Below are 26339 nucleotides of genomic sequence, written 5' to 3'. Positions count from 1 at the left end.
CTTCCTAACAGCTGAGTACCTGAACTATAGAGTTCATGGACTCAAAGCCTCCTTTTTCACGTACGCCGCGAACTGGCGCGACATCCCAGTAATCCCGCCCGATTGCCACATAAATATGTGAATTGGGTGTAAACAGCTGATTACTGACATCAAAACAATACCACGCATTCTGTAAAAATACTTCTGCCCAGGCATGGCTTGCCAAATGCATCGTCTGAGGCACAAACAAATAACCTGACACATAACGGGCGGGCAATCCTAGATATTTGCACATTGCAATAAACACATGGCTATGATCCTGACATACCCCCTGCCTGCAGCTGAATGCCTGAATTGCTGAAGTATTGACCGATGTTGTGTGCGGCATATAGGGAATATAATCCAGTACCGCGCGCGCTAAGCGGATGAGGCATTCATGCCGAAGCGCGGACACATGCGACAGCGCAAATTGCTTCATTTCCTCATTGCATAAAGTGCTTGCGGTCGGCTGCAAAAACAGATGGGGATTCAGCGGATTCAAAGCGCCAAATTGGCTATCTGGATTCATTTCCACCAGCCCTTGCGCCATGATGGTCATTTGGCTATAAGGCTCCCGCTGCGAGCTGGTCAGCCAAATATTGCTGAATGCATCCTTCTGAGTTCCCTTCTGCCCAGGAATGCTGATATCCCAATGATGCACGTGCTGATGCGTATTCGTCGATGGAATCATCTTAATGTATTGAATGCTGCTCTGCACAGGCGCACTGTAGGAATAATGCGTTTGGTGATTCACCATTAATTTCATGCATCCGCCTCAAACATGGTTTGGATGTGGTCGCTAAATTGATACAGCTGCACGCTGCAAGGCGCCGTTTCCAACTCTGACAAGGCCTCTATCAAACCATTCCAGCCAACTGCTGTTAAAGCGGCGGCCAGATGCTTAATTTTATCCATTGTCAGCCGTGCATCTTGATTCAGGCGGAATTGACGGTCTAAATCCTCCACGCATTGCCCTAAACTGAAAAACAGGAAGACCGCCTCCGATTCAGCTGAAAGCACCTCATGGCAGTCTGCCGCCACATCACAGATATAGCCTGCATTTTCACTTGCATTTTGAATCAGCTTATTCAATTCCGCATAGCCTTGCGCAGACAGGACCCCGCGCAAATCTAAAATATTGTTCTGCGCATACTGAAACTGTGAAATAAAGGAGATGGACTGCTGCGGGTCTAAAACCAATTCATTCAAAGAACTGGCATCAAATGCCGGCAGGCAAAAGGCATGTGCATAATCACGGGCGGCCTCGTCCTCCTGAAATGGAAAAATGCTGCATAAATACTGTGTGCGTGTTAAATAACGGCCTAGCCAAAAAATATGTTCAGCATTGCTGTTTAATAAAATCATTTCCGCCCCTTGTATGAAGTTCTAAGAATGCAGATTGTCGACAATCCAAGTGTCCTTAATGCCGCCGCCTTGAGAGGAATTCACCACCAGCGAGCCGGCCTGCATGGCTACGCGGGTTAACCCGCCCGGAACAATCTCCGTGCGGTATGGTGAACTCAGCACAAATGGCCGCAAATCGATATGACGCTCTGCAGCGCCAAAATTCGTCAGCGTAGGGCATACCGACAAGTCTAAAGTCGGCTGAGCAATGTAAAGATGCGGCGACGCAAGCACTTTCTCTTTGAAAGACGCAATCTGCTGCCGTGACGCCTGCGGACCAATCAGCATGCCGTAGCCGCCTGAACCTTGCGCTTCTTTCACGACAAGCTGATCCAAATGGGCAATCACATAATCAAGGTCCTGCTGCTCGCGGCATTGATAGGTTGGAACATTCTTTAAAATAGGCTGTTCAGCCAAATAAAAGCGGATCATCTTATCGACATAAGGATAAATCGATTTGTCGTCTGCTACGCCAGTCCCGGGTGCATTCGCCAATACAACATTGCGGCTTAAGTAAGCGGACATCAGTCCGGCAACCCCAAGTGTGCTGTCTGGCTTAAAGCACAGCGGGTCTAAAAATGCATCGTCGACCCGTCTATAAATTACATCAACCTGCTGCCGGCCTTTGATGGTTTTCACATAAACTTTATCGTTTTCTACAAAAAGGTCACGTGATGTCACCAAGGGTACATCCATTTCCCTTGCCAAAAAGGCATGTTCATAATATGCGCTGTTATAGCGGCCAGGCGTCAGCAATACAATAAAGGGATGATCGCTATAGGCATTTTCCGCCAGCACTTCCTTGAGTAATTTCGGATACTGCTCAATGCCTAGAATTTTGCTTTGCCTGCATAAATCCGGCATTAATTTTTGGCTGATTTTGCGGCTTTCCAGCATATAAGATACGCCGGACGGCGTTCTTAGATTATCCTCCAGCACATAAAACTCACCGCGGTTGTCCCGAATGATATCTATTCCGCTAATTTGACTGTAAATATTTCCTTTCAGCGCATGCTGATACATATGCGGCTGATAAGCCTCATGAGTCAACACCTGCAATTCAGGCACAATGCCTGCTTTTAAAATATCCTGCTGATGATAAATATCATGTAAAAACAGGTTTAAAGCTTTCACGCGCTGGGCGCTGCCCGCTGCAATTGTATTCCATTGCTTTTTTGCAATCACCCGCGGAATTAAATCAAAAGGAATGGTGCGCGCCGCACCCTGTTCATCCCCATAAACAGTAAATGTAATCCCCTCATATAAAAAATGTTCTTTAGCGCGCAAATTCAGTTCATTTAATTCATCTATCGTATGCTGAGACAGCCAATGTTCAATTCGGCTGCAAGCTTCGCCGCAAATTGCCTGATCATCGCGCATTTCATTAAAAAAACTGGATTTTAAATGCTCAAACAGCGCGTATGATTTTGCAGCCGCAGAGTCTTGGGTTAAAGTTAAATCCCCCCCTATACGGCCTGTGGCTGTATCGGCTGCATACACCTCTAATGCAGCGCTGGAAGTTGTATCTTGATTTTCTTTCAGCATACCAACCTCATTCATTGTTCTTAATTGTAAGTTAGATAAAGCAATTAGCATGCCACTCAAACTGGCTGGCGCTTCGTCTATTTATTAATCAAATCAATTTGCGCTGCAAGTGCATTGCTGTACCAACATGTTTCAAAATATAGACCTAAAAATTGATGAAATACTTGCGCTGGATTTATAGATTTCATATTGTGTATAACGACCAATTTTCAAATTACCTGAACGCTTTCATCGACTATGCCCTCACAAGAAAAAGAAACATCTAATAGCCTCTATCGACAGTGGCAAATTCTTTCACGCCTCTCCATTGGAAAATGGATGGGTACCCGTGAATTGCAGGAAATTTTAGTCCGTGAAGGCATCGACATCAGCCTGCGCACTATTCAGCGTGATTTAAATCAAATCTCGCAGCGTTTTCCAATTGAAAGCAGCAAAACGTCGCCTCAGGGCTGGCGCTGGCGTTCTGATGCGCCGATTCAGAGCTTGCCGCACATGACCAGCTCACAGGCCGTCACCTTTATGATGGTGGAAGAGCATTTAAAGCATTTGCTGCCGCCCAGCCTCATTGAAGAAATGAACCCATGGTTTGATTTGGCGCGCCACAGCCTTTCGACACAGAATAATGTCCGCCAATGGATTAACCGTGTCCGGATTGTGCCTGCAACACAACCTTTAATACCGCCGCTGGTAGAAAAAAATGCGCAACAGGCCATTTACGAAGGCCTGCTTCAAGACAAGCAGCTGGAATGCATTTATCAGGGGCGCGGTCCAGCCAGTGAAGAAAAAACTTATATTTTAAACCCGCTGGCATTGGTGCAAAAAGGTGCAATTATTTATTTAGTCTGCACAAGGCATGACAAAACAGATATTCAAACTTTTGCCTTGCACCGTTTTAAATCAGCAAATGTACTGAATTCACGCGCCTTGCACCCTGTTAATTTTGATATTGATGCGTATATTGAATCCGGAGCCTTAGGCTTTCGCGTCGATTTCAGCAAGCCGACAGAAAACGTGCATTTGAAACTGCTGATGAAAGATCAAGAAGCTTATTATTTTGAGGAAACGCAGCTCAGCAAAGATCAGATTATAGAAAAGCGTGAAGAGGGCCTTAGCAGTGTCTCTGCCACAGTCCCCTATACTTCACAGCTGGTATGGTGGCTGCGCAGCTTTGGCAACCGAATTCTTCAGATTGAGCCTATAGAGGTCTCAGATGCAGTCCGCCAAATTGAACCTCATTAATATGCAGCTGGAAGAAATGCCGTCCTAGAACTGCAAATGCCTTGATTTGCGCAGCAGAAATAAGAAAAGTCCCAACAGTGCGGGACGATAATTTCTTAGAGTAGTTTTTATGATTTTTTTACAGTGCGCCTTGTGAAATGCAGCAACAGCGCGTGTACCCGCACTGCCGTCTGCATGCTAAGTTCAGCCGCTATGTTCATTGCATGCATCGGCAAGCCAATTCTGCATTGTTATAGCGAATGGATTTTTTCGTCATCTTGGAATCCTCTTAACTATGAAAGTATTTTTAATGTAAGAGATTTTCCTGCGGCTGTGAAATCATAAGATTTGCATTATTTAACAATTTTTTTTATTAGCAGATTAACTCATTTTATCATTCAAATTAACCATAAAGCACTCGGATCAATTTTTAAGCTAAACACATGGTTTACCTTGAAAATTGTTGCATTGCGTTAACAAGCGGATGCTTCTGCTTCATTTTTTATCTTGGCGCATTTATAGTCTGATCATCAGCGTCAGAAAGTTAGATAATAATGCCAGATACATCACAAGCTATTCGCCATAAATTGCTGAATACATTTTTTTCCCGCCATTCTATTTGGTTCGCCTGTATTTTTATTGCACTGCTGATCACCACCTTTCATGTTGGCTATCAGCCGCACTATATTTATTATTTCCTCCCTGAAACACTGCTCAACAGCATCTGGGTCATTACTGCACTGCTCAGCCTGTTAGGCTTATACGATGTCCTGCAAAATAAGCATTCTATTTTAAAAAATTACCCCATCATCGGGCATTTCCGCTTTATTTTTGAAGAATTCCGTCCAGAAATCCGCCAATACTTTATCGAATCAGATCAAGATGCCCTGCCATTTTCGCGCATGCAGCGCAGCCTTGTCTATCAGCGCGCAAAAAATGAAAATGCCGACAAACCCTTTGGTTCAATCATTGATGTGTATCAGGAAGATTACCGCTTCATGACCCACTCAATTACCCCTTGCCCGCCTGCAAACACCGATACCTTCCGCATCACCATTGGCAATTCCCAATGCAGTCAGCCGTACAGCGCATCCATCTTTAATATTTCCGCGATGAGTTTCGGCAGTTTAAGCGCCAATGCCATCCGTGCTTTAAACAAGGGCGCCAAGCTGGGCAACTTTTATCATGACACTGGCGAAGGCAGCATCAGCCCTTATCATTTAGAACATGGCGGCGATATCGTCTGGGAACTCGGCAGCGGCTATTTTGGCTGCCGCACCCTCGATGGAAAGTTCGATCCTGTACGTTTCGCAGAACAGGCTAAACTTCCGCAGGTCAAAATGATTGAAATTAAAATGTCGCAAGGCGCGAAACCCGGCCATGGCGGCATTTTGCCTAAAAATAAAATTTCCGCTGAAATTGCAAAAATTCGAGGCGTCAGCCGCGAACATGACTGCATTTCCCCTTCCAGCCATTCCGCCTTCACTACGCCAATTGAAATGATGCACTTTATTCAAAAGCTGCGTGAATTATCCTTAGGCAAACCCGTCGGTTTTAAACTCTGCATTGGTCAGCCTTGGCAATTCATGGGCATTGTTAAAGCCATGCTTGACACCCAAATTGTGCCTGATTTTATTGTAGTCGATGGTTCCGAAGGCGGCACTGGCGCTGCGCCCATTGAATTGATCAATCATGTCGGTACGCCATTGCGTGAAGGCCTGCTATTTGTACACAATACTTTAGTTGGGGCTGGATTGCGTGATCAAATTAAAGTCGGCGCCAGCGGCAAGATCATCAGCGCTTTTGACATCGCCAGCACCATGGCCATCGGCGCAGATTGGGTCAATTCTGCACGCGGCTTCATGTTTGCCGTCGGCTGCATTCAGGCGCAAAGCTGCCACACCAACCAGTGCCCTGTAGGCGTCGCCACCCAAGACAAAGACCGCCAAAAAGCCATTGATGTGCCGTCTAAGGCGATGCGGGTCTTTAACTTCCACCGCAACACCATGCATGGCTTATCTGAATTGATAGCCTCTTCGGGACTTAAACACCCTGCCGATATCAAAGCCCATCAGTTGGCGCAGCGGATTAACGACCGCGAAATTAAAAACTATGCGCAGCTGCATTTTTGGTTAAAGCCCCGCGAACTGCTGGATTGTGAAAATAAAGATGCAGAGAATTTTTATTTCCGCATGTGGAATTTAGCTTCTGCAGATAAGTTTTGAGGCATTATCACCAAGCAATCAAAAGCAGACAATAGGCTGCTTTTGATTGCTTAACGCCACAGCAGGCAGATCAATAATAGCCTTTGCCGCTGTGCGCATGCAAAAATGCAGGAATTAAGCCCGTGAGCGCAGCCCGGATATCCGCCCGCTCATTAATCAGCTGATGAGAACCTTCTTCCAGCATCAACAGCGTCTGCAAACGGAATTTGCGGCGGATAAACTCAATGTTATAGCGCCAATCCACGGTCTGATCCTGCGCACCCTGTGCCAGCCATACTGGAATGCGGCAAGCGGGGCGCTCTTCCATCTCCTGCATCCATTTAGACATGGCCAGAATCCAATCCATCCCCATCATTCTCGGCTGCAGCGGATCTTTTAAGCGGACAAAGCGTAAAAATTCAGGGTTATGATTATTGCGCCTAAAATGACGCGGCACTTCCCGTTTAATTCTGCGGATAATGCCAAGGCCAACCGAATTATGCCACCAAGCTGTTTTCGCCGGACGGATTAACGGTGACAGCAGCAGCACACGATTCACATACGGATTTTCACGGCGTTCCGCAAATTCCAGCAAATGATGCAGCCAAATAGCGCCTCCCGTACTTTGGCCAATTCCCAGCCAAGGCTGCGGCAATTGATCCGCAAGGCGGACATATTGGTGCACAGCATGCAAGACTTGCTGATAGTGGTCAAAATTTTGAATACTGGCAGGCGAGCCATTGCTTAAGCCATGCCCCGGCAAATCATAGGTCAGTACACTAAAGCCCTGTTCTAAAATTTCACGGATAATCGGCTGATAAATGCCGCTATGTTCTAAATAGCCATGCAGCAGAAATACCGTCCCTTTTATTTTTTCATCCGCAGATTCAAATTTCGGCTGAAAAACCTGCACATGCAGCTTAAACATCGGCATTTCTATATAGCCTTGCCAATGCTCGCAGTTTAGGCCGTCTAATGCATACAGACGGCGGTATGACTGTATTTCCAAAGAAGGTGAATAAGGCTGATTCAGGTTCAGCGCTTCCAGCAATAAGGGGGTGGTTTCTCGGCTGGGAACAGGCAGATCCAGCTGCTTTAAAATGGATGGATTCAAAAACGGGATATCAGCCATTAAGGCACCTCACGGCATTCAGAGCCAAACCACATATCGCGCATGGTTGCCAGCATTTCATAATTTGCGCGTCGGCTATGATCATAATTTTTCTCACTGGGCTGCCAGCGGGTCATTTCAGATGGCATCGGCGCTTCAATAGGAATCGTTTCAATGCCATTCAAAGCAAATAAACGGCGAGTTCGCGGCATATGGTATTGATCTGTAATTAAGATCACCGTCGGCGCACCGCCTTTCTTCTGCAAGAGCAATGAACTGAAGCGGGTGTTTTCACAGGTATTCATGCTGCGGTCTTCTAATAATTTTGCATCAACATTATGCTGCTTTAACCAGCTTTGCATATAAGGAGCTTCTACACCGCTCAATACAATCGGCAATTGATAATCTTTTTCTACGGCCAGTGTGGTTTCCAAACGCAGCCGGGTATAGTTGTTGACTACAATATCTTTGCCATTTTTATCTAAAGTCAAACCGCCGCCCAATACAACTATGGCATAAGGTGCAGACTTCACTTCTGTCTTTTGCTGGTTTTGATCATGAATTAGAGCAATGTCTTTAAAAATTTGCTCATCAACCGGTTCAGATGCAGGCTGTTCTACTTTGTGTGTTTTCAAAAAATCAACATATTGCGCCATCAATTCTTGATTTGCAGAACTGTTCAGTTCCAGCAGCTCTTTCACTTTTTGCGCAGCGTCTGGAGGATCTTCTATGTTTGCTTCTGATGCAGAACTCGCTAGCAGCGGCACAGCTGGCTTCTCTTTTTCATCCGATTCTTTTTGCTGGTCATCTTCAATTAAAGCTTGCAGCGCTTTATAGCGTGCTTGAATTAAAGTCAAATTCTGAGAATTATCCGACTGGATCGCTTCTTCCATGACTGTTAAGTAGGATTGACGCGCAATCCACATGTCAGAACCCGGTTCATAGCTGTCCTGATCACTCAGCGCCGCCAATTTTTGACTTTTTGCAGCAACTTCATTCACTTCAACTGGAACAAAATAATTCAGGCCTTTCACAATCAGCTGAGAATAAAACGGGGTATAGATAAAAACCATCAGGCAGGCCAACAGCACAAACAGCACAGCGGCTATTTGCACCAATCGAACCATCCAATGTTTTTTTTTCATCATTTGTCCTGATGCCATCCGCCGTTTTAGTGTGAGCAAATCATACCATTTTCATCAAACTGTACAGGTTCTGGCTCGAGTGCGATATTAAATTTTGCAAATACATCTTGCTGTACCGCATGGTACACGGCGCGCACATCATGCAGCGCAGCGTTATCATAATTCACCAGAACCAGCGCCTGTTTATGAAACATGCCCACCATATTCAGCTTTTTGCCCTTCCAGCCCGCCTGATCAATCAGCCAGCCAGCCGCGATCTTAACCTGATCATTTGGCTGAGGATAATGGGGCAAACTTGGAAATTGCAGCGCAATTTGGTCATATGCCTTTTGACTGATGATTGGATTTTTAAAGAAACTGCCTGCATTTGGGTATTCTGCAGGATCCGGCAATTTGCTTTGGCGGATACGAATAACCTGATTCTGCAAGTTTTCAGCCGTCAAATTATCTCCTACAGCAGTTTTCAAATCGCCATAATTCAGCTTCAAATCCGCTTTTTTCAGCAGCTTGAACGACACATGCGTAATGATATAGCGGTTTGGGTCATCTTTAAAAATACTGTGGCGGTAGCTGAATTTACAGTCAGATGCATCTATATCGATAAAAGTCTGCTCATTACGGTCATACACATGCACAGACTGAATGAACTCGCCAGCTTCTACCCCATAAGCGCCAATATTCTGCACAGGAGATGCGCCGACTAAGCCCGGAATCAAAGCTAAATTCTGCAAGCCAAACATATCATGCGCTGTCGTCCATAATACAAAGTCATGCCAAACTTGCCCTGCGCCCACACGCACCGTTGTACTCAGAGCATCTTCCGTTGCAACGTCAATGCCCTGAATATCCATATGCATCACCAGCGCATGGATATGCTCTGGCAAGAGCATGTTGCTGCCGCCAGACAAAATCAATAGATTTAGACTCTGCTGTTCAGCGTAATCAATAGCGCCGAGCAAATCATCTGTATTTTTAATTTGGGTATAGTGTGATGCCACCGAATTTAAACTGAGCGTATTAAAAGGCTTAAGCTGTACCTGTGTTTGAATCTTCATAACTTAAACCTTATTGCTCCGATTGCGGGTTAAATTGTTTTTGAAAGACTTGCACCCAAGCCTGACTGCTGGATTCGCATTGATTCAGCACATGCTCAAATCCCTCTTGACCGCCATAATACGGGTCAGGCACGGCTTGCTGAGGGTAATTTGAATCATGCTGGCTCATCAGTGAAATTTCAGCGCGAATCCTTGAGGCGCCAAACTCCTGCTGTGCCTGACGCATCAAGTGCTGGATGTTCTCTAAATTTTCATAATCCATCGCAAGAATTAAATCAAATTCAACAAAATCACGGTGAACAAGCTGACGGGCGCGCAAAGCAGATAAATCATAGCCGCGTTGTTTTGCATGCAGCTGACTGCGGCTGTCAGGCGCTTTATTCGGATGGTAATTGCTGGTTCCAGCAGAATCGATCATCACATTTAAGTTTGCTTCATCACAATAATGTCTGAGTACGATCTCCGCTGTCGGAGAACGGCAAATATTGCCTAAACACACACACAACACCTTATAGGGCGTTTCGGATGACATAACAACCTCAATGTACTTTTATTTCAAGCATCTTATGTTAAGTTATTTAGCAAATGAATCCTATATCAAGACTCAAGAATAATGTTCATTTAGGTATAAAAAATTAAGGATAGCCGCATGAGTAATTTTCAGTTTCAGACCGTCAGCAGCATTATTTCAGGACTTGGTTCAATTATTGAACTGAAAGCCTTACTCAATGAATTTAGCCCCAAACGCGTATTGCTGATCACCGATCCCGGCATGATTCAGCATCAGCTGCATTTGCCTATTCTAGAAATTTTAGAATCGCATCAACAGGACTACTCTATTTATTCCAATGTACAGGCTGACCCTGCAGAACCTATCGTGCTGAATGCAGTGCAATTTGCCAAAAAAGAAAAAATAGATTTGGTTCTCGGCTTTGGCGGAGGCAGCTCTCTGGATGTGGCAAAGATCATTGCCGTTTTAAGCCATCCTGAGCAAAAACAGCAAATTCAGGATTTATACGGCGTCGGCAATGTCAAACATCCGCGCTTGCCGCTGATTTTAGTCCCGACAACGGCTGGCACGGGCTCTGAAGTCACGCCAATTTCAATTGTAACGACTGGTGAAACCACCAAAACTGGCATTGTTTCACCAGTGCTCTATGCCGATGTCGCCATTTTAGATGCCAGCTTTACTGAAGATTTGCCCGCACACATTACTGCAGCGACAGGCATTGACGCCATGGTGCATGCCATAGAGGCCTACACCTCAAAAATCAAGAAAAACCCCTATGCTGATATGCTGGCTAAACAGGCGCTTCGCCTGCTGAACAAAAACTTGCCGCTGGTGCTGAAAAACAAGAGCGATATGGAAGCCCGCCAGAACATGCTGGTCGGTTCCATGCTGGCAGGCCAAGCCTTTGCCAATGCGCCTGTAGGCGCTGTGCATGCTTTGGCTTATCCTTTAGGCGGGCACTTCCACCTTTCGCATGGCCATACCAATGCACTGGTACTGACAGAAGTCATGAAATTCAATGCGCCTGCGGCTAAACAGCATTATGCAGAACTGATGCAATGGCTTGACCCGCACAGCACTGGCTGTACCGATGGCCTATGTGATTTATTTATTGATCATATGCAGAATCATTTAGACCGCAGCGGCTTAACACTGAAGCTGAATCAGCTCAATGTGCCTAAAAATACGCTGGAACAGCTTGCGGATGATGCGCTGCTGCAAACCCGCCTGCTGCAAAATAACCCGCGGGCCTTAGAAAAAGAGGATGCTTTGCATATTTATTCATCGATATATGAATAGTGTGTAATTATTAGATGAGTTTTGATTGTTTTAAAACACTTAATTATTCATTACTATTTTATAAAAATCAGAAACCTTATAGGAAATTTACTTAAGCCTGAACTTGGAAAAATGAAAGTAGAGGATGCATTCGCGCCAACTGCAATTGCTGGCGTTGATGTCAATATTAATAAAAACTGCTTTGGAACAGCCTCTGTCAGCTATGCCCACCTTTGCACTGCAGCCCAATGAAATGTCCTTGGTCAAACTGGACTAACCTCAACGGCGCCATGGGATATTCTTTTAGAAGGCCGCAGTAAAATAGAGATCAATCTGGTTTCATTTATCTAGGTACTCGCTATCGTTTTTAATCAATACTTTAACCCTTTGCTCCTTACAGGCATTCAATTTATTTGAATAGCTTTTTTTATGACGAACACCTCAATCTTGCTATTGAATGGCTGCATAAAATTCAGTACAACTGAATGAAGAGCGCAACTTAGCTAAAAATATGAAACCGCCTGTAAAAAATAAACATCTCTTTAAGTTCATTTTTCCGATCCAAACCCGCTGGTCAGACAATGACATGTACAGCCATGTGAACAATATTATGTATTACAGCTTTTTTGATACTGCGGCCAATGCCCTGCTCATTCAAAAAGCCGGCTTTCAGCTTCAAAACTCACCGATTATTGGCTTAGTGGTCAATTCATCCTGTAATTTTATGCAGGAATTGAGCTACCCAGAAGTGATTGAAGTGGGTGTCAGCATCGCTAAAATTGGCAATTCATCTTTAACTTATGACCTCGCCATTTTTAAACAAGGACAAAATGATGCCGCGGCACAAGGGAATTTTGTACATGTTTTCGTAGACCGCCAAACACGAAAAAGCACCCCGATTCCAAACGAAATGCGGGATGCGTTGCATGAATATTTATCGCCAGCTGCCGAGCTTATTTAAGCTGAATATTCTCCAGCTTGCCGTCAAAGGCCGCGAGCAGCGAATCCACCACCGGCTCATGATGTAAAAGTTCTGAAGCGCGCTGAAAAGCTTTCCCCTTGCGTTCATGCTGCAGTGCATAAGGCGTCAGCTGCTCCAGCTCTTCATATTTCACATCAAAACGCGTTGACGGCCATTGCGTATGCAGCGCCTGCTCAAGCAAATGCTGCATTTGCGTCACCAAACGCTCATATTGCGTTGGAACATGGAAAGTTGAAACACCGCCAATTTCACCCGTCATCAAGCCATGCTGTGCAAGCTCCTGCAACGCTGGCGATAATTCACTGCTTCTGAACCAATACTCCCACTTATCGACGGTCCACTCGCCTTCGAGCTGCTGAGGCTGCAGCTTCAAAATATCCTGCGGCATAAGGTTGGATGATTCTGACAGTTCAGGATCCAGCGCTGCTGCATGAGGCTCAGTAACGGCCTCAGCGCCTTGCAAATGCTGTTCAGTCACATCCTCTGCGTTTTCGGGTGCAGATGTATCTGTAACATGCAGCGTTATATCATCTAAAGGCGCAATGGCCTCAAACAGTAAATCTGAGCTTTCTTGCGCATTAACGCGCTGATCTTTTGCGTCTTGTTCAGGTTCCAATCCAAACAGTGCATCACCATTGCCGGCATCAAAAACAATTTGATCTGCTGCTGGCTGCGGCTCAGCTGCAGCAGCTGGCGTCTCCGGCGGCACAGGTTCATCTAAAAAATCATCTGAAGATGGATCATCAGATGCAGTTTGATGATGCTGGCCATCAAATTCATCGTCATCTGAATAATATTCTTCATCGATTTCTGAAACTGCTGGCGCTACTGAAGCTGCTGATAGCGGATCTTCGATCTGTACATTTTGATGAGATGACAGCTGTTCAGTCTGATTCAATGCGGCAGGCACAGGCGCCTGCATACTGTTCTGAACAGGCGCTTGAACTGCTGGAGCATTATTTTGCTGTACAGCCTGCGGTGCCGACACTAAGCGCTCATTGGACTGCATAGGGCGGAATGCCAGCATGCGCAGCACACACATCTCAAACCCTTGCTCTTGCGTCACCGCAATTTGCAGTTCTGCACGGCCTTTGCAGGCAATTTGATAATACAGCTGTAAATCCTGCGCAACGACCAGTTGCGAAAGCTGCATAATTTTGGCATTGATTTCTGCGCTGTATTTTAGGCTTAAATTCGGCAGATATTGCAGCATCGCCAATTCATGCAAGGTCGAAATCAGCTGATCCAATACTAAAGATACATCTAAAGCTTGCTGTCTAAATTGCAGCAATAATTCGCTGATGCGTTCTTTTTGATTTTGCTGAATGGCTGCGATCAAATCATAAATAATGGTTCGGTCAATCAGACCCAGCATTTCTTTGACATCTTGATGATGAACTTCGCCCTGTCCATACGCAATTGCCTGATCCGTCAATGACAATGCATCACGTAAAGAGCCTTGTGCAGATTCAGCAATTTGCCAAATGGCATCTTGCTCTGCTGAAATGCTTTCTTTTTCTAAAATTGCCGTCAGGTGCGATGTAATTTCATCTACGGCCAATGGACGCAGTGTAAATTGCAGACAGCGCGAAATTACAGTAATTGGGAGCTTTTGTGGATCAGTCGTCGCAAACAGAAACTTCACATGTTCTGGCGGCTCTTCCAGCGTCTTGAGCAAGGCATTGAAAGAATGCGTGGATAGCATATGCACTTCATCAATCAGATAGACTTTGAAGCGGCCTTGCGTCGGCGCATACGGGACGTTATCCAGTAATTCACGTGTATCTTCAACTTTGGTGCGCGATGCCGCATCAATCTCGATCAAATCGATAAAACGGCCTTCATTGACTGCTTTGCACGTTGCGCATACTTCACACGGCGTAGAGGTTACACCGGTTTCACAGTTCAAGCACTTCGCCAAAATACGCGCAATTGTGGTTTTGCCGACACCGCGTGTACCCGTAAATAAATAGGCATGGTGCAGGCGCCCGCGGTCCAGTGCGCTGGTTAAGGCACGGGACACATGGTTTTGACCAACCAATTCATTAAAATTGCGGGGACGGTATTTTCGCGCAAGTACTTGATACATGTATGCTCCTTTTCACATGCATAAGGATACTGTTTTTTTGGCTAAGAGTGAATGAAGATCTCAGTCTGTGGAAGTAATTCGATCGATTTTTTCAAATTTAACGACTTTAATATTGGATTTGTTTTTTAACATTCTGATTTAGCTGTTTTGCAAATTGTAAGATAAGTTTATTAGAAAATAATTTATTCACTAACGAATTGTTTTTTTGAAATTCTTTCCGACACTGTTCCCTCATCCGTACCTATTTGTATTCCAATACCTCTTATCTTAGAACCAGTTTGAGTAAATTCTTGGGTTACATAATGGTCCAATTTACTTTTATGAAATTTTGTACTTGGCCCCCAAAACTCACCAAGTCCCTGCCAAAAGCTATCACCTTGTGCAAATTCAATTGAATAATTACCAATTGGCAACATAATTTTTTCAATGCTTTGTCTTGGAACTTGCACAATCGCCATAATCGTATTATTCAATTTATTTCTAACAATAAAAACAGCATCTTTATTGTTAGATGCTTTCAATTGCACTGGCCCCAAAACTGAACCATCATCTGAATAACGGAGCATAACTTTAGCGACAAAAGGTTGGGCATTTTCGTTCAATTCAGCCTTATGTCTTTCATTGTCTTTTTCTATATTTTCTAAAGCATTTGGCTGATCGTTATTTTCAACAGATGAATATGATTTTTCTAATGCAACAGAATGGTTAACATTTTTATCAGCGAAAAGAAAATACAAACTTCCGACAATTACTGCCGCAATGATAAAACCAGAAAATTGCGAACCCATTTTTTTATTTCTATTAAAACTCACTATATGCTCAGCTTTTTAATTAACTACTATTTTATCAATACCTTATTAACTGCAAGAAAGCAACTCCCATCATATTTATACTTTCGTTAAGAGCCATAAGTGGTCAAGCATATAGTGAAGTTTCTGGACCTGTTCTAAGCTTAACTAAGCTCTAGCAAAAAATCATCCTGTACAGCATAAGGCTGCGCTGTTTGATCCATACGAATTTCCAGCAGTTGATTTTCCAAGTCCACAAAAATCATGTTGCGGGTTTTGACATTCAGTAATTCAAGCTGCGTATCATCCGTATCTTTAAACTTGAACTGCCCCTTTAATACTTCCACTTCATTATGGCCGCTTAAACTTTCACGGCGCAGCTCATAAGATTGATTAGCCTTTAGAACTAAATCCACCGCCATACCTGGGCAATCTTCACAGCGGGATGAACACCCCAGACAAGGTGTAGTACCGCTATATGAACCGGCCCAAATCGGTTTTTGCATTTCATGTTCGAGAGTTGTTTTGTCTTTGGCTTGTGACTGATTCGTATCCTGACAGCCGAATAATGCGCCAGTCGCTATTAACGGAATCAAAATCACTTTTTTCATAACACCCTTTTCCAAAACAGTACTGCATTCAAAATTAGGCGCTAAAATAGCACAAATTAATCCGAACTTTGTGAACGATTACTGTCATTCAGCAATTTAATATTGAATTAAAACCATCCCTTTTGACCTTTCAATATTTTATCTGCGCAGCGCAATGTCTCTTGTGTAAGGGCCCACAATCGATAATCACCTGTGAGTGACCCTGTCGGAAAATTATGCGTATAGGCAAAACTCAACTGGCGTTCAGGATCACACCAAGCGCCTGAACCATTAAAGCCAATATGACCAAAACCTTGAGAAAATTTACCCAAACTCAAAACACGGTGATAGCCCAAACGCCAATGCATCGGGATTGGCATAATCCGGTCGCGCTTGCGGCTTTGCACTTCACTCAGCTTGGCAAAAGTTTCCGCATCAATCAGCTGCTGACCACCCCAAACGCCGCGATTCGCCAGCATGGCATAAATTTTAGCCAAGCTATTTGCCGTAAAAGCCCCATTCGCTGCTGGAATCACCGCCTGAATGCCTTCATCACTGAAAAAACTGAACTTCTTCATGCCTTTGGGGATCATGGCATCTTGAAAGTCTTGAGGATTTTGTCCGCTCAGTTCAATCAGCTTGTCGAATGCCGACATTTTACGGACTGCAGCCTGCTTTTTGTCAGCCGCTTGGTGTGCATCATTCTTAAGTTTTAGCAATGGCCGCGCAACCCGCTGCAGCTGATCGCTGGGTACGCCAAAATATGCGCCATCTAATGCCAAAGGATCTACCAGATACAGCTGCATTAAATGCGCTAAAGTCTGCCCTGATGCTTTCTCCAACACCCCGCCGACCAGCCAGCCAAAGGTTAAAGGCTGATAAGCCAAGTCTTCCCCAAAGCTGAAACGCGGTTTGGCTTTTGCCATGATATCCAGCATATGGTGCCAGTCTGCCATTTCCGTTGCTTCAGCAATATTATTGCGCACATCATATAAACCGCTTTGATGGCTTAAAATGTGCCGCAAAGTCATTTGCGCCTTGCCATTTTGCGCAAACTCAGGCCAGTAATGCGCAATCGGCAGGTCATATTCCACAAGTCCTTGACTCACCATAATATGCGCCAAAGTGGCTAATACACCTTTGCCTGTCGAATAGCAAATCGACAGTGTATCCGCCTGCCAAAGTTCACTTGCAGACTTTTGACCCGTATAAATATCGACAACTTTTTGGCCTTGGAAATAAACGGCTAATGCGGCCCCGCCATATGCGGTTCTGGAATCCTGCAATTTGCTGAACAACTGCGTCAAGCCGGTAAAACGCTCATCAGCAGTACCTGTATAGTTGCTGGCATCTGCTGAAAAGAACTGTTTGATCTGCTGAATATCCATATCCTTGGCCTCATTTATTTTCCGCATTATCGCATTTAAAAAGCCTAAATCATCTCTGGTTTAGGCTTAGTTTCTTCTCTTACAGCGCTTTGACTGAACCAGTCACATGCGGTTTCTGATTTTTGGAATTGCGAATCAGAAATGCGGTATCTTTGCCTTGTTCCGCCGTTAAAAATTCAACTTTAGACGGTAAATACATCGGCAATTTAAACCAAACGTCTGCTTCATACGCCTCTGGCAAATTTAAATTAGATAGGGCTTTTGCCTTGCTCCACATGCCATGTGCAATGGCCTGTTTAAAACCAAAGGCTTTTGCCGTCACGGCATGAATGTGGATTAAGTTGAAATCACCTGAGGTCATCGCATAGCGGCGGCCGGTATTTTCAGACACATCCCAAGTTGCAGCCAATTGATATTCAGGCGCTTTGCTTTCCGCAGGTTTGGCGCCAGCGCCGCCATTGGTTTTTTGACGCGCTAAATAAGTTGTTAAAGCTTCTACAACAACCTCATTGCCTACTTTTGCTGTCGTAATAAAATCAAACTGCACGCCTTTATCATGCGGTTTCAATTCACCGAATTTGCAGGATAGACTCAGCTGCTCATTCACACCCACTTTACGGTGCTGCTTTATTTGATTGCGGATATGCACCAAACCTAAAACAGCAAACGGAAACGCTTCCTGTGTCATCATGTGCATTTGCAGGCTTTGTGACAGCACAGCTAAATAAATGGCAGGAATATAGCCATTATTTTTAAAACCGCACACTTCGTTATAAGCTTTGAGATGTTTTGCATCGACTTGAAATGAATCCACCACATATTCAACCTGTGGCAAAACTTTTTCACCCTTCGGCTTTTTAAAAATTAAGCCCTGAATGACTTTCGGATAAGCCAAATAAGGTTTTGGCAGCTGACTGAAATGGCGAGTATTCATACTGAACCTTTGAAAATTATCTTTATAAAGTTCCCTCTCCTTTAAGGAGATGAGAATCCCCAGAATATATTCTGAGTTCGCAAGGGAGAAGTATAAGATACACACTCTCCCAAATTAAGAAATCCCTCCCACCCTCCCTTTGAAAAAGGGAGGAGAAGTCCCCCTTTAAAAAAGGGGGATTTAGGGGGATTCTAACTTAAGCCCCTAACAAGCTTTGACCGCAAACGCGCACCACGTTGCCGTTCAAACCGGTGGATGCTGTAGATGCAAACATAGCGATCGTTTCAGCAACATCTACTGGCAAGCCACCTTGGCTCATTGAGTTCATACGGCGGCCCGCTTCGCGGATCGCAAAAGGAATTGCTGCCGTCATTTGTGTTTCAATAAAGCCTGGCGCTACAGCATTAATGGTTACACCATTTTTAAGCAATGGCGCAGTAAACTTCACCACACCAATCACGCCGGCTTTAGAGGCTGCATAGTTAGTTTGACCCAAGTTGCCTGCAATGCCTGAAATTGATGATACGCAAACAATACGGCCATTGACATTGAAACCATCGTTAGCCAGTAAATAATCATTTACACGCTCAATGGCAGACAAGTTAATGTTAATCACCAAGTCCCAAAGTTCCGGCTTCATATTGGCCAAAGTTTTGTCACGGGTAATGCCAGCGTTATGCACGATGATGTCTAAACCGCCCTGCGCTGCCGTAGCATCTTTAATTTTTTGACCTGCGTCTGCTGCCGTAATATCAATTGCCAAAGTAGAACCGCCAATTTCACCTGCGACACGGTCAAGGTCTGCCTGCTGCTGCGGAACGTCTAAGCAAATGACATGCGCGCCGTCACGTGAAAGCACATGCGCAATCGCCTCGCCAATACCGCGGCTTGCGCCAGTGACTACAGCTGTTTTACCCGCAAGCGGTTTTGCCCAATCCACATCTACAGTATTTGCTTTAGAGACACGGATGACTTGACCTGAAACATAGGCTGAACGCGGAGATACCGTAAAACGAAGTGCAGATTCGAGGTTCGCTTCAGCACCGGCATCCACATAAATTAAGTTAGCAGCGATGCCTTTTTTGAACTCTTTACCAACCGACTTCACAAAGCCTTCTAATGCACGCTGTGCAATGGCCTGTTTTACCGTAGGCGCTGTTTCTGGCGTTGTGCCGACAACCACAACACGGCCAGACGCTTGAATTTGACGCGCAATCGGATTAAAAAATGCATACAGCTCATGCAGCTGCTCAGAGTTTTCAATACCAGACGCATCAAAAACCACGACTTTAAATTTTGATTCTTTGTCGCCTTCATTGAAGGCGCCAAGGTTTAAACCTGCTTTGGCCGCGGCTTGCTGAAGTTCAGGATTGTTTCCTGCATAGGCATTTGCATGAATGTTGGCCAACACTTGCGCAATAGATGCAGACAGCGGACTGTTTGACGCTGCGCCTACAAGTACCGCACCTTTTACCACAGGAGTAGCAGACTCAAAACGCTCTAGGAAAGTCGGTGCAGGCAAACCTAAATTTTTGATGACAAATTTACCAATTGGAGATTTTGAGAAAGCTTGGTATTGGTCAGTCATGTTTGTATCTCTCGAATAAATTAATTTTTTGATGGCTTTGAAGATATCCTTTTAACTTCAATATGATGTCAGTGACTTATATTTCAACAGATCCATCAGTGTCGTTAGAATAATACTTGAGTTGCAGTTTTGATGACTTGACCTGAAAGCTTTCTGCAATGTCATTCTAGTCAATTCAGCCCCTCATTGAATATGTTAATGTACTGTCCAGAAATACTTTTACATGCTTGGAAAAGCCTTATGAGCAAAACAACTCAAGAAAATCCAGCAGCCGAAAACTCTGCTGAACCCGCTGTGTCAAAACCATCAAAAACCACAGCTCCGCGCACAGCAAAAAAAACAGCGCCTGCGGCAAAGTCAGCAGCTGCTGCAGCTAAGCCGGCCCGCCCTCGCGCAGCGTCTGCACGCAGCGCCAGCAAGAGCCCCGCTTCGACAACTGCAGCGCCATCAAATACAGCTTTAAAACAAACAACTCAAACTTCTGTTCAACAGGATAAAACCATGAGCCAAAACACTGTCCGCCGCGTTGCTATCATTGGTGGCAACCGCATTCCATTCGCCCGCTCTAATGGCGCTTATTTCACTGCATCAAACACCGATATGTTTACTGCAGCATTAAATGGTTTGGTAGAACGCTTTAACCTGCAAGGCCAGCGTTTAGACGAAGTGGTTGCTGGCGCAGTTTTAAAGCATAGCCGTGACTTTAACATGACTCGCGAGTGTGTATTAAATACTGAACTTGCTCCTGAAACACCTGCTTACGATATTCAGCAAGCTTGCGGCACCGGTTTACAAGCGGCCTTCCTTGTTGCCAACAAAATTGCCTTGGGTCAAATTGAAGTCGGTGTTGCTGGCGGTGTAGATACCACTTCTGATGCGCCAATCGCTTTCGGTGACGGCCTGCGTAAAGCTTTGCTTGAATTGAACATTGCGAAAACTGGTAAAGACCGTTTAAAAGCTTTAACCAAAATCAATCTTAAAGATTTAATGGATGCGCCTAAAAATGGCGAACCACGCACAGGTCTTTCAATGGGTGACCATCAAGCCATTACAGCGCTTGAATGGGGTATTCCACGCGAAGCGCAAGACGAGCTGGCTGCGACTTCTCACCAAAAAATGGCTAAAGCCTACGAAGAAGGCTTCTTCGATGATTTGATTACGCCATTCCTTGGTTTAGAGCGTGACAATAATTTGCGCCCTGAATCTTCAGTCGAAAAACTGGCGAAATTAAAGCCTGTTTTCGGTAAAGGCGACGGCCGCACAATGACTGCCGGCAACTCTACGCCTTTAACTGACGGCGCTTCTTGCGTGCTTTTAGCCTCTGAAGAATGGGCGAAAGCAAATGGCCATGAAATTTTGGCTTACTTAAGCTTCCAAGAAACAGCGGCGGTAGATTTTGTAGGTAAAAAAGAAGGTTTGCTGATGGCGCCTGCTTATGCAGTTCCGCTCATGCTTAACCGTGCCGGCATTAAACTTCAAGATTTCGATTTCTATGAAATTCACGAAGCATTTGCTTCTCAAGTATTGTCTACCCTTAAAGCGTGGGAAGACCCTAAATTCTGTAAAGACCGTTTAGGTTTGGATGCACCTTTAGGTTCAATTGACCGTACTAAGCTGAATGTTAATGGTTCGTCTTTAGCGGCAGGCCATCCATTTGCGGCGACTGGCGGACGTATTTTAGCTACAGCTGCAAAACTGATTAACCAAAAAGGTTCAGGCCGCGTATTAATCTCGATCTGTGCGGCTGGCGGTCAAGGTGTGACTGCGATTGTAGAAAAATAATCCTTTACGCTTGAAAGTAAAAAACCGCTCTGATGAGCGGTTTTTTTACGTATTGATATTTAGAAGCGGTATCCGACACCCAAATAAGTAATTAAAGGATCAATATCAATTTTAGTTGTGGCATGAATTAACTGTTGGCCTGTAGATTCATTCACAACATTAATCGTAGTTTTGTTATTCAATTTAGCATAAGAAACTGAAGCTACTCCGTACCAATGGTCATTCAAATCGTAGGTAAAACCAGCGGTAATAATTGGTGCAATTGCATCATCAGCATCAACGTCTACACGCATTACACCAGAGGATACTTTGCCATCTAGCGCTGCCCCTGCTTTATTATCTAAAACATTTTGAATCATATGACCCGCAGCTTCCAAATCTGATCGAATTTCTGAGTTGAGCTTAATGTCATTAAAATAGGCATACATCAATCCTGCACCAATATAGGGTCTAAACTTATTGATACCACTCTTACCAAATTGATACTGTGCTTCTAACGCAGGTGTCCAAGCGCGTGCAGTCGCCGCTTTAGATTTATTGCCAAGATTTGTAATAGGAATATCTTGCTTAAGGTCTAAACCATCAGGAAATAACATATCAGACGTACCTGTTGGTGTAGCATGGCCTGATAATGGTGCTGTAATTTCACCTTTGCCTTTAATATCTACTTTCGGCGGAATACCGCCAATCAGCTGTAAAGATACATTATCATTTAAATAATAATTAAAAGTTAAACCCAAAGTATCAACATCATCAGCTTCAAGGCCTGTGCCACCCGATTGCCAGGAATCTAAGCCATTAATTACTGCACTGCCAGACTCACTAGCTAAAACATTTCTATCAGCATCAGATACACCAAACATTCTTAAAGCATCTTGATCAATTAAATCTTGTAGAACTGTTTTGGTATTAAAAGGAGTATTTGTTCCATAATCCATACTAGTAGCATTCGGATCTATAGAATTTACGAAAGCACCTTCGCTGATCGATCCAACTGTGGCTACAGTACCTTTTTTCACCGCTGTATTAATATTAAATGGATTGGCTTTTCCTTGCGGCATGACATGCAGCCAGCCTGCAGAAACCGAAAAGCGTTTAAAATTCCCCTGTGTGGCTGCGACCCCTGCCTGTGTTACACCCATTAAAATTAATGGCACAGCAACTAAGCCTAATTTCATTGTCTCATTCCTTTTTCGACATGATGAATTCATAAACAAATTTATTTTTAGAATAACCATCACACTAAGTGGATAATTACGCTTATTTTTTGTTTACATTTTTTATCTTATGTTAAAAAAGGAATGGTTTTTATATCCACAAAAACCCAAGCATGTCATTTTGGGCCATTGTGTTGCTTTTACATGAAATTTATTGATATTTAGGCTGATATCCTAAGCGTGCTTCTAAATGGTCATAACACCATTGGAAAATAAATGTATAAACTAAAATGCACATGGTCATGCTGAAATCCAGCAGAATAGCCTGCCAAATACTCATTTCCATGGCATACGCCACCATCGGAATCGTCGCCAGCATTAACCCGCCTTCAAAACCAATAGCATGTAGCATACGCACGCCAACAGTTCTTTTTAACTTTCTTTTTGCTTCAAATTTTTCAAAAAAATTATTGAAAATCATGTTCCAAATCACAGAAGTAAGCGCCATTGCAATTCCCAATGTGCCAGTCACTTCCATCGGAACTTCAAAAATAAAACTGAGCGCGATAGCAATGATCACCAACAGGATGATCTCATAGCTTAGCGCATGAATAATCCTTCTCTTGGAAATCAACATTTTAGACTCTCTTCTAAATCATTAATATGTGGTGCATTTTATTTTCATTAAATTGATTAATCCAGTTAGATTCTTTCAATATATTTGATAGATTAGATGCACATGAATGCATAGCCACTGCAGGGTGCCCATGAACATCAATCAAGAACAGCTTCTTATTTTCAAAACAGTCATGCAGACAGGATCTTTTTCAGCCGCCGCGCGCAAACTGGGAAAAGTCCCTTCTGCCGTCAGCATGTCCATCGCCAATTTAGAAATTGATTTAAACCTCCAGCTTTTCAACCGTGCTGGCCGTGAACCTGTCCCAACTGCACAGGCCATCACGCTATTTGAAAAGACTGAACAATTGCTGATTGAAATGAACCAATGGAAACAGCATGCTTTGGCGCTTAGTTCCGGCCTGGAGTCTGCGTTAAACATTGTGGTGGTTTCTGAACTGCTGCACACCCATTGGACCGATTATATCGCGGCGCTGGAAAAGCAATTTCCTGAGCTGCAAATCAATATTTTCACCGCGCCGCAGGAAGATGCACAAAAAATGCTGGTTAATGGAACAGCTCAATTTGCCTTGATGTTTGAACGAGAACAGCTGGAAAGCAATGAGCAGTTTATCGAGCTGAAGCGCCAGGCTTTGGTTCCGGTTGCATCCAAAGATTATTTACTCGCACAATATCCAAAAATCAGTTTTGAGCAAATTCTGCAGAGCCGTCAAATTGTGGTGGCCAGCCGCGACCGCAGCATTAAGCCAGAACTGCTTTATTCAAAAAATTACTGGCGTACAGATAATCATCATTCTGCCTGCGCCATGATTTTGCAAAATTTAGGCTGGGGTGTGCTGCCCGAAGCCATGCTGAATGAAAACCCCTTGCTGAAACAGCAGCTGAAAATCTTAAACTTCGCAGACTTCACTCCAAAATTTGAATACTTTGTCGATTTAGTCTGGAATCGCGAAAGCCAGCAAGGCGCAGCTGCTCGTTTTTTGATTAATCACATCAGAAATCTGCGAAAAAATACATTTTAGCAGCGATGGATTTATGCAAGGCGCTTGGGTTAAATCAAGTTTGTGATATAAAAGAATGTACAGGCAATAACTTTAAGAATTAGATATCAATGACACAATCTGCATTAAACCAATTAAAAAGCATGACGACGATAGTTGCAGACAGCAGTGACTTATCTGCAATTGAAAAATTTCGTCCTTTGGATGCAACCACGAACCCTTCGCTTATTACCGCGGCAGCCAATCAGACTGAAAATAAAGAACTGATTGAAAATGCTTTTGCTCAAGCCAAAGAAGAAGGTTATGCAGGCGATGAATTAATTGAACGCACTATTGATATTTTAACCGTCAAATTTGGCGTTGAAATTTTAAAATTGATTGAAGGCCGGGTTTCCACTGAAGTCGATGCGGCCCTGTCATATGATACAGAGGCAACCATTGCCAAAGCGAAAGAATTGCTTGCGCTTTATAAACAGTACGGTATCGATCAAAAGCGCATTTTAATTAAAATCGCTTCAACATGGGAAGGCATTCAAGCCGCCAAGACCTTGCAAGCGGAAGGCATTAACTGCAATTTAACCCTGCTGTTCGGCCTGCATCAGGCGCAGGCCTGTGCAGAAGCCAACGTCACGCTGATCTCACCTTTTGTGGGCCGTATTTTAGACTGGTATAAAAAAGCTGAAAATGTGGACAGCTATCCGATTGATAAAGACCCTGGCGTACTCTCAGTCAAACAGATTTATCATTACTACAAGCAAAACGGCATTAAAACGGAAATTATGGGAGCCAGCTTCCGCAGCACAGCACAGGTGCTGGGTCTTGCCGGATGTGATTTATTGACCGTATCGCCGAACTTGCTTGCCGAGCTGGAGCAAGATCAGCAGCAAGTTGATTTGCAGCTCTCTGATGATCACGCGCAGCCGCATACAGATCACCCTATTGCTTTGCTAGATAAGGCATCATTTAAAGCGCAGCTGGAACATGACTTAATGTCTTTTCAGCTGCTGCAAGGCGGCATTGATGGCTTTATTAAAGCCCGTGAACAATTAAGTACACTGCTGCGCCAATCTTTCGGCCTTGATGCCGAAATTCAAGCTTAATAAATTTCATCTTTTTCTATAAGCTGATGCGGCTATAATGCCCCATCAGCTTTTTTATGCGAGTTTGGTGTGTTCGGCATTACAGATTTAACCACCTATATTATTGGGACAATTTTAATTGTGCTGCTGCCAGGTCCAAATTCAATTTATGTCATGACCATTGCCTCACGCTATGGCATTAAGGCAGGCTATATCAGCGCTTTTGGCGTCTATACTGGCGATATGATTCTGATCATTTTGACAGCACTGGGTGCGGCCTCATTGCTGCACGCATTTCCATGGCTATTTATTTTGCTGAAAGTGATTGGCGCGGCCTATTTAAGCTATCTGGGCATTAAACTGCTGCTGGCATCCTATAAAACATGGATGGCCACTGCCGCGCCTGAGCAGATTTTGCTGAAGCAGGAATCTCTGGAACAGCTGCACCCATTCCGTACCGCGCTCACCATCAGCATTTTAAATCCTAAAGCGATTTTATTTTACTTGTCATTCTTTGTGCAGTTTGTTGACCCGGCTTATCCATATCCAGCACTTACCTTTACGGCTTTAGCCATTGTGCTGCAAATCATCAGCATGAGTTATTTAACCGTGCTGATTTTTTCTGGCGCCAAACTTGCTTCTTACTTCAGCAACCGCTTGAAACTGACCGCATGCTGTGTCGCTTCCGTCGGATTGCTGTTTTGCGGTTTTGGGTTAAAGCTTGCAACATCTTCTCTCTAAATCAATGATTCTGTTTTTATAGAAATACTCAATTAATATAAGCGCCGGAATAATCTTTCAGCCTTTCAGCAAAAATATGAATCGCGTATGATTAT

Annotated in this window: 23 protein-coding genes and 1 pseudogene; 9 read left to right on the top strand and 15 right to left on the bottom strand. The window is 44.1% G+C overall.

Annotated features, from left to right (window positions below; genetic code table 11):
- Positions 1-4: 4 nt before the first annotated feature.
- The 3 genes from OKC24_RS09055 to OKC24_RS09045 are packed head-to-tail and all read right to left on the bottom strand — an operon-like array spanning position 5 to position 2967.
- Positions 5-784 (bottom strand): transglutaminase family protein, encoded by a 780-nt coding sequence (locus OKC24_RS09055; RefSeq protein WP_265464983.1) that lies wholly within the window; start codon positions 782-784, stop codon positions 5-7.
- Positions 781-1383, bottom strand: a complete 603-nt coding sequence (locus OKC24_RS09050) for an alpha-E domain-containing protein (protein WP_265464982.1) — start codon at positions 1381-1383, stop codon at positions 781-783. The genes OKC24_RS09055 and OKC24_RS09050 overlap by 4 nt, the downstream gene beginning before the upstream one ends.
- Positions 1384-1404: 21 nt before the next feature.
- Positions 1405-2967, bottom strand: coding sequence for a circularly permuted type 2 ATP-grasp protein (locus tag OKC24_RS09045; protein ID WP_265464981.1), 1563 nt, complete (start codon positions 2965-2967; stop codon positions 1405-1407).
- A 237-nt stretch (positions 2968-3204) separates the two neighbouring features.
- Here OKC24_RS09045 and OKC24_RS09040 point away from each other — a divergent pair, with 237 nt between their 5' ends.
- Positions 3205-4206, top strand: coding sequence for a helix-turn-helix transcriptional regulator (locus OKC24_RS09040; protein ID WP_026253414.1), 1002 nt, complete (start codon positions 3205-3207; stop codon positions 4204-4206).
- A 533-nt stretch (positions 4207-4739) separates the two neighbouring features.
- Positions 4740-6410: an FMN-binding glutamate synthase family protein gene (locus OKC24_RS09035; RefSeq protein ID WP_131277622.1), complete on the top strand. Its 1671-nt coding sequence runs from the start codon at positions 4740-4742 to the stop codon at positions 6408-6410.
- Between the two features lie 70 nt (positions 6411-6480).
- On the opposite strand, the gene OKC24_RS09030 is transcribed toward OKC24_RS09035, so the two are convergent.
- The 4 genes from OKC24_RS09030 to OKC24_RS09015 are packed head-to-tail and all read right to left on the bottom strand — an operon-like array spanning position 6481 to position 10232.
- Complete coding sequence (locus OKC24_RS09030) at positions 6481-7521, bottom strand: alpha/beta hydrolase (protein ID WP_130146038.1); 1041 nt, start codon at positions 7519-7521, stop codon at positions 6481-6483.
- Positions 7521-8645: a YdcF family protein gene (locus tag OKC24_RS09025; protein ID WP_130146036.1), complete on the bottom strand. Its 1125-nt coding sequence runs from the start codon at positions 8643-8645 to the stop codon at positions 7521-7523. Before OKC24_RS09025 ends, OKC24_RS09030 begins: the two co-directional genes overlap by 1 nt.
- A gap of 26 nt (positions 8646-8671) precedes the next feature.
- On the bottom strand, positions 8672-9700 hold the full coding sequence (gene murB, locus OKC24_RS09020; RefSeq protein ID WP_130146034.1) for a UDP-N-acetylmuramate dehydrogenase: 1029 nt from the start codon (positions 9698-9700) through the stop codon (positions 8672-8674).
- A gap of 10 nt (positions 9701-9710) precedes the next feature.
- Entirely contained in the window at positions 9711-10232 is a 522-nt protein-coding gene (locus OKC24_RS09015; RefSeq protein ID WP_130146032.1) for a low molecular weight protein-tyrosine-phosphatase, read from the bottom strand.
- Between the two features lie 117 nt (positions 10233-10349).
- Here OKC24_RS09015 and OKC24_RS09010 point away from each other — a divergent pair, with 117 nt between their 5' ends.
- The 3 genes from OKC24_RS09010 to OKC24_RS09000 all read left to right on the top strand — a co-directional run bounded on the left by OKC24_RS09010 (position 10350) and on the right by OKC24_RS09000 (position 12450).
- Positions 10350-11510, top strand: coding sequence for an iron-containing alcohol dehydrogenase (locus OKC24_RS09010; RefSeq protein ID WP_130146030.1), 1161 nt, complete (start codon positions 10350-10352; stop codon positions 11508-11510).
- 21 nt (positions 11511-11531) lie between these two features.
- Positions 11532-11741, top strand: coding sequence for a hypothetical protein (locus tag OKC24_RS09005; RefSeq protein WP_130146028.1), 210 nt, complete (start codon positions 11532-11534; stop codon positions 11739-11741).
- A gap of 259 nt (positions 11742-12000) precedes the next feature.
- Positions 12001-12450 carry an acyl-CoA thioesterase gene (locus OKC24_RS09000; protein ID WP_130146026.1) on the top strand — a complete coding sequence of 150 codons (450 nt, stop codon included), beginning with the start codon at positions 12001-12003 and terminating at the stop codon, positions 12448-12450.
- On the opposite strand, the gene dnaX is transcribed toward OKC24_RS09000, so the two are convergent.
- The 6 genes from dnaX to OKC24_RS08970 form a co-directional block, all read right to left on the bottom strand.
- A complete protein-coding gene (dnaX, locus tag OKC24_RS08995) occupies positions 12443-14560 on the bottom strand; it encodes a DNA polymerase III subunit gamma/tau (RefSeq protein ID WP_265464980.1) in 2118 nt (705 codons plus the stop codon). The genes OKC24_RS09000 and dnaX overlap by 8 nt on opposite strands.
- Positions 14561-14742: 182 nt before the next feature.
- Positions 14743-15348, bottom strand: a complete 606-nt coding sequence (locus OKC24_RS08990; RefSeq protein ID WP_130146022.1) for a hypothetical protein — start codon at positions 15346-15348, stop codon at positions 14743-14745.
- Positions 15349-15512: 164 nt separating this feature from the next.
- Positions 15513-15959, bottom strand: a complete 447-nt coding sequence (locus OKC24_RS08985) for a copper resistance protein NlpE N-terminal domain-containing protein (protein WP_130146020.1) — start codon at positions 15957-15959, stop codon at positions 15513-15515.
- Between the two features lie 107 nt (positions 15960-16066).
- Positions 16067-17326, bottom strand: coding sequence for a serine hydrolase domain-containing protein (locus OKC24_RS08980; protein ID WP_130146018.1), 1260 nt, complete (start codon positions 17324-17326; stop codon positions 16067-16069).
- Positions 17327-17405: 79 nt separating this feature from the next.
- Entirely contained in the window at positions 17406-18260 is an 855-nt protein-coding gene (locus OKC24_RS08975) for a MaoC family dehydratase (protein ID WP_130146016.1), read from the bottom strand.
- Between the two features lie 196 nt (positions 18261-18456).
- On the bottom strand, positions 18457-19848 hold the full coding sequence (locus OKC24_RS08970) for a 3-oxoacyl-ACP reductase (protein ID WP_265464979.1): 1392 nt from the start codon (positions 19846-19848) through the stop codon (positions 18457-18459).
- 240 nt (positions 19849-20088) lie between these two features.
- Here OKC24_RS08970 and OKC24_RS08965 point away from each other — a divergent pair, with 240 nt between their 5' ends.
- A complete protein-coding gene (locus OKC24_RS08965) occupies positions 20089-21630 on the top strand; it encodes an acetyl-CoA C-acetyltransferase (protein ID WP_265464978.1) in 1542 nt (513 codons plus the stop codon).
- A gap of 59 nt (positions 21631-21689) precedes the next feature.
- Here the strand turns inward: OKC24_RS08965 and OKC24_RS08960 are convergent.
- Together OKC24_RS08960 and aceI are read right to left on the bottom strand one after the other, a co-directional pair.
- Positions 21690-22730, bottom strand: a pseudogene (locus tag OKC24_RS08960) (OmpW/AlkL family protein); the annotation flags it as partial.
- 268 nt (positions 22731-22998) lie between these two features.
- Complete coding sequence (aceI, locus tag OKC24_RS08955) at positions 22999-23424, bottom strand: chlorhexidine efflux PACE transporter AceI (protein WP_265464977.1); 426 nt, start codon at positions 23422-23424, stop codon at positions 22999-23001.
- Positions 23425-23554: 130 nt separating this feature from the next.
- Between aceI and aceR the strand changes: the two genes are divergently transcribed.
- The 3 genes from aceR to leuE all read left to right on the top strand — a co-directional run bounded on the left by aceR (position 23555) and on the right by leuE (position 26244).
- On the top strand, positions 23555-24445 hold the full coding sequence (gene aceR, locus OKC24_RS08950) for an HTH-type transcriptional regulator AceR (RefSeq protein ID WP_265464976.1): 891 nt from the start codon (positions 23555-23557) through the stop codon (positions 24443-24445).
- 89 nt (positions 24446-24534) lie between these two features.
- Positions 24535-25524 (top strand): transaldolase, encoded by a 990-nt coding sequence (tal, locus tag OKC24_RS08945; protein WP_131277632.1) that lies wholly within the window; start codon positions 24535-24537, stop codon positions 25522-25524.
- A gap of 69 nt (positions 25525-25593) precedes the next feature.
- Complete coding sequence (leuE, locus tag OKC24_RS08940) at positions 25594-26244, top strand: leucine efflux protein LeuE (RefSeq protein WP_131277634.1); 651 nt, start codon at positions 25594-25596, stop codon at positions 26242-26244.
- Positions 26245-26339: the final 95 nt, after the last annotated feature.

Origin of the sequence: Acinetobacter entericus, assembly GCF_026168575.1 — a bacterium.
Lineage (GTDB): Bacteria > Pseudomonadota > Gammaproteobacteria > Pseudomonadales > Moraxellaceae > Acinetobacter > Acinetobacter bouvetii.
This window is presented reverse-complemented; position numbering and strand designations above follow the sequence as displayed.